General features: G+C 52.7%; 13 protein-coding genes. 1 reads left to right on the top strand and 12 read right to left on the bottom strand.

The annotated features are described in order from the left end of the window. Positions 1 to 15: 15 nt before the first annotated feature. From AC2YIT_RS06650 to AC2YIT_RS06595, 12 genes are all read right to left on the bottom strand, one after another. On the bottom strand, positions 16 to 3,129 hold the full coding sequence (locus AC2YIT_RS06650; RefSeq protein ID WP_487278678.1) for a SusC/RagA family TonB-linked outer membrane protein: 3,114 nt from the start codon (positions 3,127 to 3,129) through the stop codon (positions 16 to 18). Between the two features lie 572 nt (positions 3,130 to 3,701). Next, positions 3,702 to 4,748, bottom strand: a complete 1,047-nt coding sequence (locus AC2YIT_RS06645) for an FAD:protein FMN transferase (protein WP_487278677.1) — start codon at positions 4,746 to 4,748, stop codon at positions 3,702 to 3,704. Further along, a complete protein-coding gene (locus tag AC2YIT_RS06640) occupies positions 4,748 to 5,968 on the bottom strand; it encodes a Gfo/Idh/MocA family protein (protein ID WP_487278676.1) in 1,221 nt (406 codons plus the stop codon). Before AC2YIT_RS06640 ends, AC2YIT_RS06645 begins: the two co-directional genes overlap by 1 nt. Positions 5,969 to 6,263: 295 nt before the next feature. Next, on the bottom strand, positions 6,264 to 7,583 hold the full coding sequence (locus AC2YIT_RS06635; RefSeq protein ID WP_487278675.1) for a hypothetical protein: 1,320 nt from the start codon (positions 7,581 to 7,583) through the stop codon (positions 6,264 to 6,266). After that, a complete protein-coding gene (locus AC2YIT_RS06630) occupies positions 7,570 to 8,154 on the bottom strand; it encodes an RNA polymerase sigma factor (RefSeq protein WP_487278674.1) in 585 nt (194 codons plus the stop codon). The genes AC2YIT_RS06635 and AC2YIT_RS06630 overlap by 14 nt, the downstream gene beginning before the upstream one ends. Before the next feature lie 70 nt (positions 8,155 to 8,224). After that, positions 8,225 to 9,157, bottom strand: a complete 933-nt coding sequence (locus tag AC2YIT_RS06625; RefSeq protein WP_430847634.1) for a hypothetical protein — start codon at positions 9,155 to 9,157, stop codon at positions 8,225 to 8,227. A gap of 22 nt (positions 9,158 to 9,179) precedes the next feature. Beyond that, positions 9,180 to 9,857 carry a hypothetical protein gene (locus tag AC2YIT_RS06620; protein WP_487278673.1) on the bottom strand — a complete coding sequence of 226 codons (678 nt, stop codon included), beginning with the start codon at positions 9,855 to 9,857 and terminating at the stop codon, positions 9,180 to 9,182. 13 nt (positions 9,858 to 9,870) lie between these two features. Next, positions 9,871 to 10,539 carry a hypothetical protein gene (locus AC2YIT_RS06615; RefSeq protein ID WP_487278672.1) on the bottom strand — a complete coding sequence of 223 codons (669 nt, stop codon included), beginning with the start codon at positions 10,537 to 10,539 and terminating at the stop codon, positions 9,871 to 9,873. Positions 10,540 to 10,714: 175 nt separating this feature from the next. After that, on the bottom strand, positions 10,715 to 11,632 hold the full coding sequence (locus AC2YIT_RS06610) for a glycoside hydrolase family protein (RefSeq protein WP_487278671.1): 918 nt from the start codon (positions 11,630 to 11,632) through the stop codon (positions 10,715 to 10,717). Positions 11,633 to 11,731: 99 nt separating this feature from the next. Continuing rightward, complete coding sequence (locus AC2YIT_RS06605; RefSeq protein WP_487278670.1) at positions 11,732 to 13,039, bottom strand: purple acid phosphatase family protein; 1,308 nt, start codon at positions 13,037 to 13,039, stop codon at positions 11,732 to 11,734. 25 nt (positions 13,040 to 13,064) lie between these two features. After that, on the bottom strand, positions 13,065 to 14,741 hold the full coding sequence (locus AC2YIT_RS06600; protein ID WP_487278669.1) for a SusD/RagB family nutrient-binding outer membrane lipoprotein: 1,677 nt from the start codon (positions 14,739 to 14,741) through the stop codon (positions 13,065 to 13,067). 12 nt (positions 14,742 to 14,753) lie between these two features. Beyond that, positions 14,754 to 18,380, bottom strand: a complete 3,627-nt coding sequence (locus AC2YIT_RS06595) for a SusC/RagA family TonB-linked outer membrane protein (RefSeq protein ID WP_487278668.1) — start codon at positions 18,378 to 18,380, stop codon at positions 14,754 to 14,756. 22 nt (positions 18,381 to 18,402) lie between these two features. Between AC2YIT_RS06595 and AC2YIT_RS06590 the strand changes: the two genes are divergently transcribed. Beyond that, positions 18,403 to 18,543 (top strand): hypothetical protein, encoded by a 141-nt coding sequence (locus AC2YIT_RS06590; RefSeq protein WP_487278667.1) that lies wholly within the window; start codon positions 18,403 to 18,405, stop codon positions 18,541 to 18,543. The last annotated feature ends 21 nt before the right edge of the window (positions 18,544 to 18,564 follow it).

Below are 18,564 nucleotides of genomic sequence, written 5' to 3'. Positions count from 1 at the left end.
CAGGTTAATGGCTGTTTACAATGAGAGATTAAGCCCGACGGTGAAATTTTTGGGCATCGGGACGTTGGTACCGTCACTGTCCCAGGCCTCTGGGTCCCAGCCCGGCCATTTCGTGAAAGTAAGCAGGTTACGCGCCGAAGCAAATACACGTACGCTATTCACTTTCAGTTTTTTAGAAAGATCGGTCGGCAACGAATAGCCTATATTGACATCCTGCAAGCGCAGGAACGACAACTTCTTATACACCTTGATTCCCCCGCCGAAAACGTTGGTATTGGTGTTCAGCCGCGCATATTCGTTCGTAGGGTTGTCGGGTGTCCAGTATGGGAAATCGTTGGTGTTCCTGCGATCATAGGTGTCAGAGCCGCCGGTCCGCAAACCTTCGGCAAACGGCGCGATATGGCCCAGCTCGCTCCGGAGAAATAGGCTGGCGGTGAAGTTTTTCCAGAATGTAAACTCATTTCGAAGACCGATCCGGAAGCGGGGCTGACGGTAGCCGATAAACCGCTTGTCCAGCAGCGCTTCATATTTACCATTGCCATCCACATCCTCCGCTTTGAAATCGCCAGGCTGTAATTTGTAGACCGCCGCCGCATCCTTTTCCGCCGTTTGCCAGATGCCCGTCACGTTATAGTTCCACACGCGGTCGATCGCCTGCCCGGGGAACCACTCATTGGAATAGTCGGGAAGCTCCCTGGTAACGGTTTTGCCATCCACGGTCTCCTCTTTGTAATCCCCGAATAACCGCTTGATTTTGTTTCGGTTAAATGAAAATACAAGCCCGCTGCGCCACGAGAAATTAGCCTGCTCGGTATTGATGGTATTGATAGTCATTTCAAAACCTTTATTGCCCAGCAGTCCCAGGTTGGTGGTAATGTCTTTGAAACCGGTGATTTCCGGTAGAAGGCGTTTCATCAACAGGTCGGTGGTGGTCATGTCGTAGTATTCCATGCTCAGGTCGATGCGGTTTTTTAGCAAGCTTAGGTCCATACCTATATTAATGGACTTCGTTTTCTCCCACACCAGGTTCGGGTTCGCGAGCGAGGTGTTGTAAACACCCACCTGCACATTGGTTCCATCGTAATACATGGCCGAAAGCAGTTGCGCCAGCGCCGAATACGCCCCGATATCACGGTTACCGTTCACGCCCCACGACAAGCGGAGCTTCATCTGGCTCACGAAGTCAATGTGGAAGAACTTCTCCTCGGAGATCTTCCAGGCCACCGCGGCTGCCGGGAAAACCGCCCTCGGCTGCCTGGTACCGAATGCCGAGAAGCCATCCCGACGGACCGACGCCGTGATCAGGTATTTATCAAACAAAGTGTAGTTGAGCCGCGCCATAGCCGCGTCGCCGGTGATTTGGGTATCGTTGGTCTCCATAGCCGGGTTGGTACCATACTGCATCCCGTGAAAACCGAGGTTCTGATTGGGAACGAAGCCCTGGTTTGCCATTTTGGAATACCATCCCCGGTTGCGCTCAGCGCTGTAAAGCAACGTCACATCGAACTGGTGAACGCTGAACTGCTTGTTCCAATGCAGCAGGTTGTCGAGAATGTACTCGTATGTGGATGCGTCCGCGCGCGTGCTGTACCCGCCCGAACGCGTGGAGCCGCCGTCAAGCGTGTTGGACGACCAGAAATTATAGTCCTTCGAAGCTTCGTACCTGGGTTGAAAGGATATTTTGTAGTCAAATCCAAAAGGCAGCTTGATCTTGCCATAAAGCGAAGCAAATAGTGTGTTCACCTTTTTCATTCTGTCCTGACCGTAATAGTTGATCAGCGGATTGGCGACCGCGAAGCTGTTGGGATACCACATCGTGTTGCCGTTCTCGTCGAACATCGAGCCATAGGGGCTCATGATGAACATCTGCCCCAGGTTGGCGGGAACAGAGCTCTCGTCGCGGTCGGCAAACTGGCTGTTTACCCCCACATTGAGCCAGTCGGTTACCTTGAAATCCACATTGAGGCGCGAGCGGATCGTCGAAAATTTGTCGCCCCGCAATATCCCTTCGTTGTTCTGATAGCCCAGCGACCAGTAGTAGGTCACATTCTGAGAGCCGCCCCCGATGCTCACATCGTAATTCTGCCGCAACCCGGTACGAATCACCTCTTTATACCAATCCACTGTTTTACCGGCCAGGTAATTTTCGGTTTCGATCGGGAAAAAGCGCAGGCGGCTAAGCCATTCCTGGGTGTTATCGGCTTGCGGATTGTTACTCGCATTACGCCATTGTTCGAGCGAAACGCCTGCCGGTAGCGTACCCGGATTGTCGTAATAAAATGACGGGCGGTCCGGATTGGTAGCACGCAGCAGGTCACGGCGGAAAGTAAGGTAGCCGTCCTTATCGAAAGGCTTGAAATCGTTCGCCGTTTGCGCGGTACCCACATTGGCCGAGACATTGATCACCGGCTTGCCGGTGGCCCCCTTTCTGGTCGTGATCAGGATCACACCGCCCGCGGCCCGTGCACCGAAAACGGCTGCTGAGCTCGCATCTTTGAGGATATCCATGGTTTCGATGTCGGCCGGGTTAATGTCGGCAATGCTGCCGTTGAAGATCACGCCGTCCATCACCACCATCGGGCTCGAATTGGCCGTCAGCGACTTCGGCCCTCGGATCTGTAACGAGCTCCCTCCGGCCGCGGAAGTAGCCTGGTTGGCATTGAAACCCGCCACGGTGCCCGTCAGCATGTCGGTAAGCTGGGTCATCGGCTGGTTCTTGAATGTCTTCGAATCGATGCGGATCACCGCGCCGGTGAGGTCGCTTTTCTTCATCGTCCCATAGCCCACTACTACCAACTCGTCGAGCGCATTGGTACTCGGTTGCAGGGTAATTTCAATCGCCGACTGGTTCCCGACAGCCACTTCTTTCGTCACATAACCTACATAGCTGAATGTCAGCACATCCGACGGAGCGGCTTGTACGGCGTAACGGCCCTCGGCATCAGTGGTGGTACCCCGCTGCGTGCCTTTCACCACGACGGTCACGCCAGGCAGGCCTTGTTTGCTCAAACTATCGGTAATCACGCCGGTAACATCCCTCAGACTTTGCCCGTGGAGCCATAACGGGCTGAGGCATGCAAAAAGAACAAGAATACGGGCCCATCGATGGGTGGGTAGTTTTACATGCATAAGATTATGGTTAGGAAATGAAAAATGAATTTTCAGAGGCGGCAAGCCAGGACCGGACATAGCAACGCTTACCTCGCAATGCGGCTGCGAAGTCTTTTATGATGCGTTTTACACGTCCGGCAGTATTTAATTTTGGCTTATAACAATGTTACAAGGAATTTGGTAGGTATCCACGCGATCCGCCGGAAATAGTACCGATAACGTTCTCGAAAAGAGAGGAATGGGTGACCGCCGACGACCGACCGCCGTGGGCTATGGGGCTATGAGCCTGCGGTCGACCATAGACGATACAAGACCATTGTCCATGGTTGGGCCGCAGGCCCTCCCGCCGATCGCGTACCTGCACACGTCATACCCGGCTAGGCCTCGGAGGGGCACCCTGTTTATAGCCAGCCGATACAATACGGTGTGGGCTCCGGAGGAGCCTCCTGAATAAACCCGATGGCGCAAAACAGGATACCCCATCCGGGGTAAAACGTCTGGTGTAACATATTGCTATAAACAGGTTGCCCCTCCGGGGCGGCGTTGAGCAAGTAGCTGGCGGTCGGCGGCGGGCAACAATAGTCTATCGTCTATGGTCGGCCATCGTCGGCGGTGGTCAGCACCACATATCGCTCAAACCCCGCGGACGCCGTATCAGCAACAGTCCCGTCAGGCTTCCGGTAAATCAGATACGCCTCCATTTCCGGATGACGGCTTAGTATTTCAAACGCCCCGTCGATGCCTGCGGCGAGCAGTGCGTTGTCGAAGCCGTCGGCGATGACCGCTTCGGGCGCCACTACGGTTGCACTGATGATTTCACGCTGCACAGAGTAGCCCGTTTGGGGATCTATAATGTGTGAAAGCCGCACGCCCCCCGATTCCCTGAACTTGCGGTAATTGCCCGAGGTGGTTACGGCGCCATCGCCGATGCTGATTATTTCGCGGATCGCGGGCACGTCGAATGCATGGGCCGAAGGGGTTTCGATGCCGATCTTCATCGGCTCGTTACCAGGTAGTTTGCGGCCTTTGGTACGGATTTCCCCTCCTATTTCAACCACATAATTGCCTATTCCGCGCGCTTCCAGGAAGCTTGCCACAACATCCACCGAATACCCTTGTGCGATACCGTTCACGTCTATCCGGGTGCAGGAGTTTGTTTTTAAAAGCCTGCCGCCGTTGATCTTCAATTTATCCGAACCTACACACGGCAGCAGTTGCCGGATGGCAGCACTGTCGGGCATGGCATCGGCGGCTTTCGCGCCAAATCCCCACGCACGCACGAGCGGGTACACGGTGATATCGAAAATCCCGGCGGTTTCGCGGTAAATCTGCATTGATTTTTCGACTACCCGTGCCAAGTGGCCGTCCATTTCAACTCCCTCGGCCGACGCATTGAAACGGCTGATCAGCGAACCCGGCTCGTAAATGGAAAGCGACGCGTCGAGGCTTTTGAAGATGCTATCCACCTGCGTTTGACTTACCCGTTCCCGGTCGGTAAAATAGGTAATCGCATAGGTGGTGCCCTGCGCCTGCCCGGTGATCCGGTAAGTACAGGGGACCTTCGCGGGGTGTAGTGCGCTCGTCGCAAAGCACATTACTACCGCCAACAGCCCTACCAATTGCCGTCGCCATTTCATCAGGCCGAATATTCAGGTTTCCAGTATTGTACTTTTTCGGTATCCGCCGCTGCGTTGCCCATGTGGATCGCAATGGAGCCGTCGCGACCGGTCTCGACGTTAGAAATGGGCTCCTTTTTGTTTCTGACGCATGCGGCAAAGTCTTTCAATGCAAACACGGTAGGTTCCAGGTCCGCTTCACCCGGCTTGCCGAACTTCACTTCCACGCCTTTGCCCTGGGTGGTAACCGCGATGGTCGCACCGGTAACGCCATCCACAACGCCTCTGGCATTGTTGGTGATTTCAGGATAAATGAATGCCTTGTCGCGGAGGATCTCGACCGTGGCCTTGTCACCCAGAATCCGGATGCTGTAACCATTATATGCATTGGATAACACCGAAGTCACGCTGGCTTTCACGCCGTTGGGGTAGTCGTAAACCGTGCGTATGTTGTCATAAGTATCCCGGCCGTCTTTCCAGTAGTTAATGCCCCCCAGCCCGACCACCTTCATCGGGCGGCTGTCGGTGAGGTAATTCACAACGTCGATCTCATGCGCGCAAAGCTCCGAGAGCGGGCCACCGCAATATTCGCGGTACATACGCCAGTTGATCGCACGTTCCATTTTCGGGTCTTTCACCGGGAAGCGCCAGTTTGAGTTGCGGTTGTACTGGCATTCGAAATGCGTGATTTTCCCCAGCCAGTTTTCCTTTATGATCTCTTTGACCCGGTGGTAGAGACCATAGTACCGGTACTGGTAACCGATTTGGAACACAAGCCCCGAAGCCTTCACCTTTTTCACAAGGTCAATCGCCTGCGGGATGTCGTACGTCATCGATTTTTCGAGGTAAATGTGCTTTCCTGCCTGCAATGCGGCCACGGCCATCGGGTAATGCAGGTAAAGCGGCGTGGCGATCACCACGGCGTCGATGGATTTGTCGTCGAGCAGCTTTCGGTAATCGGTATAGCCTATGGCACTTTTAGCAGCGAGGCTCAGTCCTTTTTGCAGGTTTTCGGGGATGATATCGCAGCAGGCTGCCAGCTCATAATCGGGCATTTCTCGGATAAGCGTAGCCAAGCCGGCGCCGCGCGAACCAGTACCGATGATACCGAGGCGGATCTTGTCGGCCGGACGCAGTGGATTTCCGAATGTCGGTGAAAATGCGGCAGAAAGCCCCGCCCCTGCCATAGCGGCAAGGCCGGTTGCAATGAAATCTCTTCTTGTTGTTCCTGGTTGGGTCATGGGTTGGGTCAGGTTTAGTCAGATGTGGTCAAGGGTGGTCAGGCGTTGTCAGGTGTGGTCAAGCGTTGTCAGGTCTAGTCAGGTATTGGCTGGTGTGGTCAGCGGTGGTCTGGCGTTGTGTGTGGCTCAGGTGTGGGCGTGGCTAAGTTGATTTTTGTAATTACAAATACCGTTCGGGCACGTGCCCGTAAATGTAGGTATTTTTTAATCAGATGGGAATGAAATGGTTGTAGAAAATTTTTATACATAAAAAAATCCCGGTAGTGTGGTTACCGGGACTTGACCTGTGAGCAGATCAGGGCCGCACGAAGCGGAGCCCTGCCGATATCCCCACGCGGTACGGCTGATAGTAGAACGGGTTTTGAGTTCCTTTCACCTTCACCGGACTGAACTCGGCGTAAGGACCAATGCTGAATGCTGTATGGTGGCTGGCCGCAAATTGTTTCCCCAATCCCAGGCTGACCCATCCGAGGCTTTGGCTGCTTTTCAAATCATGCGAATATTCCGCTCCGAAAGCGGCGTAAAACCGGCTCACCGGCGAATGTCCCCAGCGCAGCTGCCTCGTAACGCCAATGCCGAGCATCGAGAATTTCCGGTTCTCCTCCACCCTGTCACCCTGGCGCACGGTTTGATACTGCCCTTTATCGTCGGGTTTGACGAGGTAATTGTTGTTGGCGATTTCGTAGGAATACGTTTGCCGGAAACCGCTGTAATGGAGCTGCAACTGAATCCCGTTCCGTTCTACCCCACCACTTATTTTGTAGCCCATTGACCGCGCCGTGAATAATGTCGGGAAGCTGAAATTCTGAAAATCCTGTGCTGCCGACGATGGCACCGTCAATATCTGATAGGAATGCAACGCCGACGCATTGAAAAGCCATGCCATCCTCGTCGGGTTGGTGACGATCACCTTCGCAGGCTTGATTGCAGGCGCTACCACACCGCGCAAATGCAACGGAATTTGCATTTCCTTCAACGACATCGATGCCAATTCTTCCAGCGGTAATGCAGCTGTCGCCGAATCCACCGGTGCAGGCGCTTCTTCGGCTAGTGTCGCATTGATATGATCTGCCTCCTGCGCTGTCACAGCCACAGGGCCTGTTTTCACCGGCGGTAAACCTTCATTCCGGCTTACAGTGGCGCCCGAGGCGTTGCCTGCCTGCCCACGATGCACCTCCGATGCCGGTTGGTTACCAGGGTCTTTCACAAAAATACTTTTAACCAGTTTCTCCGACCGCGAAACAGGTATTTTCCAGATCGTTTTGCGGGAGAACGATCGGGCCGAATGCACCGGCGCTTTCGAAACGGAAAGCGGTTCTTTGGTCGGTTCTGCATAGCCGGAAGTGGCTGGTTCGGCCTCGTTGCCGGCGTGTACAACCGCTTTTTCCGAAACCGACGTTTTGCTTTCGCCCGCGAACCGGCTGACAAGTATCCCGGACACGGAGAGCAGTACGAGCGCACCGGTAAACCACCAATATCTTCCCGTACGCGCGGGCTTCACGCGTGCACGTATACGTTCGAGCGCGTTGGCGTTGGGCTGTTCTTCATAGTCATCAAACTTGCGTTTGAGGACGTCGCGCAACGCTTCGTTCAGTTTGTCCTCAGAAGTTTTCATGATGCACTATTCCTTTTAGTTCCAATTTTTTCATTAGCAGGTTACGTCCTCTCATGAACTGCGACCGGGCCGTGGCATCCGACATGGATAACATTTCACCAATTTCGGTGTGTGTATAGCCGTCTATCAGGTGCAGGTTGATCACCGTCCTGTATTTATCGGGTAACTCGTTGATCATTTCTACCAGGTCGCGGACGTTCATCTGATCGATGATGCGCACGTAATCGTCCGATTCTACCTGCCATTCCACGCCGTCCAGCGAGCTTTGGAGCTCCTGCTGCCTGGTGGTGCGGTTGTAATAGTTGATTGCCGTACGGATCACCGTTACTTTCACCCAGCCGTCCACGGCCTCGGGCTCCTTCAAATCGCCGATATTGTTAAAAATCTTTACAAATGCGTCCTGAAATATGTCGTCGGCCTCGGCTACGGTCCGCGCATAGCGGCGGCAAATACCAGTCATTTTGGCCTTGTATCGCTCATAAAATACGGTCTGCGCCCTCGGGTCCTGCTGCTGGCAGGCTTTCACGAGGCTTGTTACGCTGTCGTACTTTTTAGAGAGAAAGAATTTCATCAGGGGAACGTTGGGTTCAGGAATAAAACTTAGACCTGTAAGTAACTTAAACTTAATTAATTCCTATTTTTTAATACAATAACACAGTGTATTTTTTATTGAGCACATTGAAATCCTTGTCAAAATAGAGTTCGCACTTGGAAACACTTCCGACAGTCACGACGATGTAATAGCTATCCAGTCCGTTGATGTAACTTTTTAGCTTCTTTTCATATTGATAACCCGCGAGTTCGGGAGCACTATCGAGGTATTGTTTAATTTCAGCCGGCACAATTTCCAGGTTCGAAAATGTCACGGGCACGCCTGGCTGCGTGAAAAGGTTGCTCATCCATCTCAATTTGCCTTTATCGTCGAAAAGAAGGGATAATTGGTCGTACATGCCGCCCTCGTTCAGTTTGCCGGACACATAGTAGCGTCTGGAACCATCGAGCCTCACCCAGGTGTAACCGACTACGAAAGTCGCTTTGGGAAATGTTTTGATGGTATCCCTCACGAATGCAGGCAGATCGGCGATCTCATAGGTGGCGATCCGGTACAACGACGGGTCGAACGTAGCCGAGCTGACGCCGTTAGGATATACGCCCCCCCATTCCAGCGAGTAATTTTCATTCTTATAGTTGTATAGCAGCTTGTTATTGCTGGTCGTGGCGAAATAGCCCTGGGTATATTCCGATAATGTCCCGTCCCCAAAAGCAGTTTTTTGCAGGGTTGTTTGCAGGACGGAAGGGACGCCATCCGGCATAACCTTAAACGTCTCCCACATTTTCCCGTAGTCAACGAGGGAGACAAACCGGTCAGCCTCCGATTTCAGCTTCACTTCCCAGATTTTGTCTTCCAGGATCGGCTTGAAAACCAGATCCTCGCCTTTCGGGAATTTCGCCTTTACCACATTCACAACCTTCACCGGAATTTCCGTTGCGGGATCCACCGGGCGCAGGTCTTTCAGGTCATTGCAACCTGTGAGCGCGAGTGCCGCGATGAATATGAGTGCCAGGGATTTCATAATTTAATTACTATCAATCAATTCAAGGGTACACAAAATACTTCGCACTCGCCTGTTGGCCGGGTTCGCGATAGTATTGATACATTGGTTTCATCGTAATTTTATAAGTGACTTTGCCCAGCCTGGGATCGTCGTCTTCGTAAATGAACTTCATACCCGGCTTAACGACCGCCTTTTTCGCCTGCTCGGCCGACATTTTCACGTTAAAGCTCGCCGGATCGAGATATCCTTTTTTACCCGGGACGATCATCGGGAAATAGCTCGTTTTCGCACGCGTCTCCACGTTCAGCGTACCTGTCTCCTCGTTCCAGGTCAAGTTCATTTCGGTCGGGAGAAAAATACGGATATTCAAATTGAATGTCAGCGCATTGCCCGGAATCTCGGTATTTGGAAATTGACTCGCGCCACCATGAAACATAATGGATCCGGCGCCTTTTGAGATGTAAAAGTTCAGGATTGCAGCCTTTGCATAGAGCGGCAGCAGTGTATCCACCTTGTACATATCTACCGAATCCTTCCCGGCAAACCGCCATGCATCGGTAATGTAAAAAGAGCGTCCGGCGAGCCAGGTCGAAACCGTATCACGATCCAGGCGAACAGGTTCCGGTTTGGGATCCGGCTGGTCCTTATCCTCCTTTCCGCATCTGGACATGCCCGCGCCGGCAATACACAAAAATGCAAATAACAGCAGCTTTTTCATAACAAGTCCCATTTCAGAACACGGCGAAGTTGGCATCCCATTGCTGGTTGGGCTCGCGGTAATATTCGTACATGGGTTTGAGTGTGATCTTGTATTTCACTTTCCCCAGTTTCGGATCGTCGTCTTCGTAAATAAAAATCGCCTGCGATTTGACCTGGGCCGCTTTGACCATTTCGATCGTCCGATGATTTACAAACGACGATGTTTCGAGGTACGCCTTTTTGCCGAGAACAATCATGGGAAAATAGTCGGTCATCCTGTCACTCTCGATTCTAAGAGTACCTTTCTCCTCTTCCCAATAGCAACGCAGGCCGGTGGGCCGGTCGACCCTTATTCCGAGGTTAAATGTCTTCACGTCACCCGGGATTTCAGTATTCGGGAACTGGCTGCCGCTCCAAAAATTAATATATCCTTCGTCAAAATGGAACGAGAAAAAAACGATGTTCCGGTATCTGGCATAATTGGTGTCCAGTTTCAACAGATCCACCGAGTCTTTCCCGATGAACCGGTAAGCCTCTGCGAGGTATTGCGGCCGGCCTTGAAGTGCAAATTTCACAGCCTCGCGTTCCAGTTTGATGGGTTCGGGCTCAGGTTCAGGCGTTGGTGTGGGATTGTCTTTGGAACAACCGAACTGCCCCGCCGCGAGCAGGATGAAGCAACCGAAATAAAAAAATCTCTTCATAATGGTGTCTGATTGATGAGCGGATCGCCGCATTTTTGCGATTCCAATACCAGAGACACCCGGGCGCATTTCAAGCGTGGCGGCTGGAAGGCTTTTTTTTAGTTTAAGACAAAAAAGCATTGCAACCTGGTACGAGACCGCGGGTCGCAATGCTTTAAAATCATGGAGAGACATTCTATTTTTCGGGGAAGTAAACCCGTACCTCGGGATGCATGGTATAAAACCGCCATTGCCTGCCGTCGAAAACCGGGAAACCGCTGGAAGAATTGTTACCGGCAATGGGGTTTCCTTCGTATTTGCTCCAATGGACGAGGTCTTTCGAAACGGCTACATTCATTGTCCACTCTCGCCAGTCTTTGAACGCCGACGCGTGATAGTAGGCATAGTACAGGCCTTTGTATTGAATGACTTTATTGAACGCGACCGCAAACGCATCGTACTTTTCCGGCCCTGCATTCAGTACCGGCTCGTCCTGTACGTTCGTCCAGGTTTCAAGGTCTTTGCTTATGGCAAGCCACACAGCGGCGTCGTTGCGTTCGTAAAAGAGATACCAGGTGCCGTTTTCTTTCCAGACAGTCGGTGTCCCGTAAGGTCCTTTGCTGATGGGCGATCCGTTTTTGAGACGGATGTCGATTGCGCCCTGATCTTTCCAATGAATGCGATCGGTAGATGTCAGCAAATGGGCGATATCGTCCTTACTTTCAGCGAACATATAGTAGGTGTTCCCTTCCTTCAACACGCACATATCTTCCACCCACAGGGACGTATGAATCGGGTTTTTCGGGTGGCGGGTCCATTTCAAACCGTCGTCGGAAGTTGCCAGGCCGAGGTATTTCATATCGTTGCCGGTCGCTTTGGTATAGCCGGTATACCACATGTAGTATTTGTTACCCTCGCGCAAGATGTATCCACGCTCACGGATATTCTCGTCCCAGGTTTGCGGGTCACCGGTCCCTTTGAACAAAGGATTGCCAGCATATGCCTTGAATTTGACGATTTCGGCAGGGAATTCGTCGGAAACCGGCAATCGTAACGCTGCTAGCAATGAGGTAGCCAGTAGAGCGGAGGAAACAAAAAGGGTGATGCGTTTCATGGGTGGTCAGGCATGGTTAGGGGCCGGTCAGAAAATAGTCAAGTTTGGTCAGGAAATAGTCAGGGATGGTCAGAAGTGGTCAAGTGTGGTCAGGTATTGTCAGCGTCGTTCGGCGACGTCAGCTGGTATGCGTTCTACAATGTGGTTAATCTTTCCCTTTTGTTTAATTAAATCAAATGCGTCGTACAGCTCGCCCGTTGCCGTGTAGGTATCGAATGATAGCTTGCCGCCTTCGACGTTCACAACATGGAAAAGCTGGGTATAAATGGCCGAGCGGTCCATCCAGGCAGCGCGGTCGACATTTGAATCCGTCATTTTCGGTCCGCTGACAGATACCACATACATCGTTCCCGACTGTGCCCCTTTTTCCGTCATCGGGATATGGGCCATTCCACGTGCATAGGTGTGATCGTGGCCTTGCAGTACGAGGTCGACTTTGTATTTGTCGAACAACGGTTTGAAAGTCTCGCGCATACGCTTGTTATCGCGGGTGGTTTTAGGTGAAAAAATCGGGTGATGGAAGGTAATGACCGTCCATTTATTCGGATTGCTTTTGAGAATACCTTCCAGCCACTTTTTCTGCACCTCTGTCCATTTCTCCGAAACATCCACCTGATCCGAGTTTAACGAAATGAACCTTACTCCCTGAACGTCGGCATAGTAGCAGGTTTCTTCCAGGCCTTTCGGGCCGTTTTCGGGCAATGTAAACTGCGGCCGCCAGAATACCGAAGTGGTGTTAATGCCCTCGGGCGTATCGAAATGATCGTGGTTGCCGGGGGTGGGAAACGCCGGGATCATGGAATGGATGAAACCGCCGCCACGAAACCAGTCGCCCCATTCGACGTCACGGTTGGCTTTGTTGATCAGGTCGCCCGCGTAGATGGCCAGGCGCGCGTCGGGCGCTTTCGCATACGCCTCACGCGCAACGCGCGACCACAGCGAAGAAATATTCACCTGAACATCACCATAATAGACAAAGGAAAGCTTCTGCTCACGAGTTCCTGCGGTGGTGAAATGGATCCATTCACTCCACCCCTGCTCCCCGCCAACCCGGTACGCATATTTGGTACCGGGTTGCAGGTTTTCGAAAACAATGGAATGGTAATGGGCCGTGGGCGTGTCCTCCCAGACCAGCTTTTCCGTCCGGGCTGTGAGCCTTTTCGCCTTCGACACAAACCGCGGATCGGCTTCGGCAACGGCGATTTCGGCGAAACTTTCCGAAACGGCACCGGAGGTTCGCCAGTTGGCTGCCATCGAAGTCGATGGGTCGGCCGTCACATTGAGCACAATGCGGTCGGGTGCCGCCGTGGGCAAATAGGTGTCTCCATTTTGCGCGGCCACTGCCAGCGCCCACAGGGCCAAAATGCCCGTTGCAACGATTTTTGAAATGCTGTTTTTTAAATACATACTAAAACCGGCCGGAGCCGAACGATTACCAGGGCGCCGAAGTACCTTTCAGCAGCCACATTTTTGAATATTGATGGTCTTTGCTCTGACCCGTCGGCACGAAGCGGCTCGGTTCCAGCTTGTCCACCGCCGCATTATAATTCACCAGGTATTTGACATCCGCATTGGCGATCGGGTACACAAACCGCACCGGAATAGCCGCACCGAATTGTGCCGCCGGACCGGTTTTAAGCACCGGAAAGCCCGTTCTCCGCCAATTGAACCATGGCTCGACACTCAGCCAGCCGGCAATCCATTTCTGTTCCGAAATCCTTTCGAGCTTGTCGGAAGCCGACGCGAGGTTTACCGCGTCCTGCGCATAATACCGATCAAAACTGAATCCGCTGGCTACCTGCGCATTGTATTTATCCAGTGATGCCTTGATCGCACTTTTATAATGGTCCTCTGCCGTGCCTGAAACACCCCAGTTGCCATCCAGCGCAGCTTCGGCCAGCATAAACTCGACCTCGGCATGGGTAATGAGGTTCATTTTCACGTAAGCTTCGGTGTTGGTGCGGTAGCGGTTGTGCAGGAACGAAATGTACGGGCTACGCTCCGGATTGTAGGCAGTACCGTCGTCCCCCTTGTTATAACCTGTCGCGTCCACGATTGCCAGACCGACGGGCAATCCCACATAAAGTGAAGTATCCACATTAACGCCCGCTTTGGCCGGCATGTACTTCACCGTGAATGTTTCGCCAAATGCATTGGTTACGGTTTTATCGGTTGCGGTCGTGGTTTTGGCGTCCCATTTGTTCAGCACAGGCTGGAACCAGCGGTCGCGGCGGGGATCGCCGAGGGCTGTGAGCTTATCGACAAATGGTTTGGATGGTTTGATATAATACAAAGGATTGCTCGCATTGAGCAAACCGCCCACGGCTGAGTTGTCTTTGGTAGTGCCAATGAAAGCGATGGATGCATCGTCGGCATTGGCGGTAAATGTGGCGCTTGCCGCATCCTTAAATTCCGCTGTAATGTCGATACCGGCAGCGGCCGCTTCCGCTTTTTTGGCTGATAACCGCAGCGCATAACGCATCCGCAATGCATTGGCGAACTTTCTCCAGTTGGCCGCCTTCCCGCCATACAGCACGTCCGATCCGGCACTCACCACATCGGCAGTACCCAGGCTTCCCAGCAAGGTAGAAGCGGTCTTGAGATCGGTGAGAATGCCTTTGTACACGTCGGGCTGGCTGTCGTATTTGGGGTAATATTGCTCGCTGGCGGCTTGCAGCGCTTCCGAATACGGAATGTCGCCAAAAAGGTCCGTCATTAAACCAAATACGAACGATTTCATGGTTAGGGCTATCGCCTGGAAAAAACGATTGTTGTCGCGCACCGCTGCCTGGTACATCAAATCGTTGTTTTTCAAAATATTATAGTACTCCGACCAGCTTGCTGCCGACCAGCCATACTGGTTGACCTTCATAGCGCCTTCATTGGTCCCCATCTGAATGTACTGCATTGCACCCGAAAGGTCCGAACCTTCCGCACCGAGTGCATAATAGGCCTTGGCCGAATGCGTCAGCACATAGCTCATAATGTAGTTCGCCGACACTTCTTCCGGGCTGTTGGGGTTCTGGTTGACTTCGCTCAAATCCTCGCAGCTCATCAGGAGAAGCCCTACTACCGCCGCCAGGCTATATATCACTTTGGAAATTTTCATGATCACAATCGTTTAAAAATCTACATTCAGCTTCAAACCCACCGAGCCGGTCCACGGCATAACATTATAGTATTCGACACCCTGCATCCAGGCGGAACCGCTTTGGCGGAATGCACGCTCGGGGTCGATGCTCACGCCCGCGGCTGTCCATTCGAACAGGTTATTACCCACAATGGAGACCGATGCATTCTGCAATTTCAGTTTGTCGGTCAGGCCTTTGGGCAAATGGTAGGTAATAGCGACCTCCCGCAGCTTCACATAGGTGGCGCTGTACATATTTTCGCTCGGGAAAGGGCGCGTCGAATAGCGGTAAGCGTTGAAAGGGTCGAGCCAGACGGTGTTGGGGCCACCGAGGTTTTCAATATAGGTAGTGTTGCCTTCCGCGTCTTTGGCAGTTCGTACGCCCACGTTAAAGCTGGCATCCTGCACGCGGATGTCCTTCTTAGCACCCGTCCATGCATCAAAACCGCCGTATTCGGCATTGCGCCCTCCAACCCATTTACCCAGAAATGCTTGCGGGTTCGCTTTGATCTGCTGATCGATCGGCGTGTTCTTGTCGTAGGGAACGCCGGAAAGCGACTCTTCCAGCTGGCCATTGTTGCCAAGGAACATCATGGTATTGGAATAGAACGAGCCGCCCTGGCGCCAGTCGATGTTGGCGAAAAGGCTGAAATTCTTGTAGCGGAAGGTCTGCTGAACGCCCATCAGGAAGTCGTGGTTGTAGTTGCCGATCTTCTGGATATGGTTAATATCGGTGTCGGTCTGGTACAAACCGCCGCTGGTGAGGATCGGGTAACCGTAGTAGGGCGAGTTCCGGTCGGTCACTTTCAGCATGGGTTGCTGGTAAATGTCGCCCACATCGCCGCCCACATACGTGCGCACCTCCGCGCCGCTGTACGAGTTGAACGAAAAGTAGGTAATCCCCTCAGCCAGACGCTTGATGCGCGTGCGGTTCCGTGTGAACGACACAGTCACATCCCAGATGAAGTTGCGGCCTTCCACGGGCGTGGCATTGATACCCAGCTCAAATCCCCGGCTCTGTACGAGCCCTGCGTTGATCAGCTTGCTGCTCGAACCCGATTCGATAGGAATACCGATCGTGAGTACCTGGTTTTTGTTATTCCGAACATAATACGTGCCTTCGACTCCCAGCCTGTTTTTAAGGAATTTTAAATCCAAACCGATCTCGTTAGCACTCGATATTTCCGGTTTCAGGTTGTTGTTTTTCAAAATATCGTTCTGGTACATGCGCTTGGTCGGGCCCCAGTCGGTATCGGCGAGGTATGTCTGGCGGAGGCTGTAAGGCGCCACATCGTTACCTACCTGTGCTGATCCCGCACGGAACTTGGCGAGTGAAATCCAGGAGGGCAATGTGAAAACGTCCGACAAGATCACACTCAATGACGCGGAAGGATAGAAATACGACCGGTTATCCTTCGGCAGCGTACTCGACCAGTCATTTCGGGCCGTCAAATCCAGGAATGCGTAGTTTTTAAAACCAATGGAGGCCGACGAATACACGCCATAAAGCAGCTTGTGGGTCCACTGGCTATTATAAGTGATCGTCCCCGGAGCTCCGTTGGCGATGGTGTACAAGCCCGGCGAAACGAGTTCAGTAGTGGCATTATTGATAAAATTCGATCGCTGTTCAAGTCGGTTGGCGCCTGCCAGGATATTCAGGCTCCATGTTTCGTTGAAATTCTTCTTCCAGCTCGCGATGAAATCGAGGTTGGTCTCTTTGTGATCATTCATCTCGACCTCATACCCCCCTTTTACCGCCTCATAATTGCTGTAAGCTTTTTTGGCCTCCAATTTCTCCTCGTACGCATCGCGCGAGAAGCGTCCCATGAGGGAGAATTCGCTGGTGATGTCATAATCGAGTTGCAGCTTGCTGACGGTGCGGTTGCGTTTAAAACCCGTCGGGTTTTCGTAGGCAATGAAATACGGGTTGTTCTGTTTGGTTTTATACACCCGCTGCTGCATCCCCTCCTGCCCCGGCATCCAGTAATCCTTTAAATCGAGGATATTCACCTGAGCACCCATTTCATAAATGCTCCGTACCGGCGAATTGCGGCTGGCATCAATGAGCGGACGGTTGTCGGACCCTGATTCAGATACATTGAAATTAGCCTGGGCACGCAGTTTATCGGTGATATTGTAGGTGGTATTCAATGCCAGAGTGAGCCTCGAAAGATCGGTATTAGGCACGATGCCTTTGTTTTTCATATTACCTACCGACAGCCGGAAGTTGCCCTTGTCATAGTTGCCGTTTACCGACACATTATTCGTATTGGTAGTACCTGTCCGGAAAAAATCCTTGAAACGGTTGGGATATGAAACCAGCGGCACCTTCTGCCCGTTGCTGTTCCATTGCACCCATTGCTCTCCCGCATCCAGGCGTGGCCCCCAGCTCTCATTCTCCTGCTCTTCCAGAATATGCGCGCCACTCTTGCCCGAGCCAAACTTGTTCTGCACCGGCACATAACGCAGCGGCACTTCGAGTACCATCGCCGTATTCAGCGACACACCCAGGCCCTTTTTCCCTCCCCGGCCCGATTTCGTCGTGATCAGGATCACCCCGTTACCCGCCCGCGAGCCGTACAATGCAGCCGCGCTAGGGCCTTTCAACACCGAAACATTAGCAATATCATTCGGGTTAATGTCCGAAATCGCGTTCCCCATGTCGGCACCGGCGAAGCTGTTGTCCAGCTTGTTGGCCACTGGCACACCGTCGATCACAAACAGCGGCTGGTTATCGTTGTTCAGCGAGTTGGCGCCTCGGATGATCACATTCACCGTCGAACCGGCAGTTCCGTCCATCTGCGAGATCTGCACACCGGCAACCTTGCCCGAAAGTGCATTCAGGACGTTGTTCTGAGGGGTTTGGGTCAGCGCCTCGGCCTGCACATTTCCTACCGAATAGCCGAGCGACCGCTTGTCGCGGGTAATGCCCATCGCAGTCACTACGGCCTCTTTCAGCGTTTCCACGCTTTCCTGCAAACTTACATTCAGCACCGACTGATTACCCACTTCCACGCTCTGGCTGTTGAAACCAATGTAGGAAAAGATCAGCACGGCCCCCTGACCGGTGACGTCGATGGAGAAGTTGCCGGCAACATCGGTCGAGGTACCTGTTTGCGTGCCCTTGACGAGGATATTCACCCCTGGAAGCGGCGCGCCGTCTTTCGAGGAAGTCACTTTCCCCGTGACCGTCCGCATGGGCGCAGCGCGAAGCTCCGGCAGCATTTCCCCGCTCATCGACGAATCTCCGCTGCTTTTTACGGGGGTCAGCACAATCTGCTTGCCCATTACCTTGTATTTCAGTCGCATCGGATCGAGGATTTCGCCCAAAACCTTGGCCAGTTTTTCCTCCTTCACCTCAAAGGAGTACTTGCGGCTTTCGGTAATCAGCTCGGGCCGGTAGGTAAATCGTACCTGGGCCTGTTTCTCGATGGCCGACAGGATCTGCACCACGCTCTGGTTCTGCACGCTGAGGCTGATACGGTGGCTCAGCAGGTCCTGCGCGCCGACCTTTCCCGCTATCGAAACGGTTGCAATACTCACGGCTATACAGAGCTGCATGAAGGAAAAGCGCATCAGTCGGTGGAGTATTTGATAGTTAAATAGCTTTTTTTTCATTACGTTTAAACCGGTTCTTGTTTTGAAAAGAGACAATAACACTCCTTGCATCCCGAGAGGGTCGGATGTTCACAGTACATTCGGTAAGGAGCCTGAGCCGGTAACGCTGGAACCGTTGCCGGCTTTTTTGTGGGTAGTGGACGGCTATTTGGTCATAGAGTAATGGGGTTAGGATTTAGGATGG

Source organism: Dyadobacter sp. SRI_021 (assembly GCF_057586235.1).
Note: the sequence above shows the minus strand (reverse complement) of the source record. Positions and strands in the feature narration are given on the sequence as shown.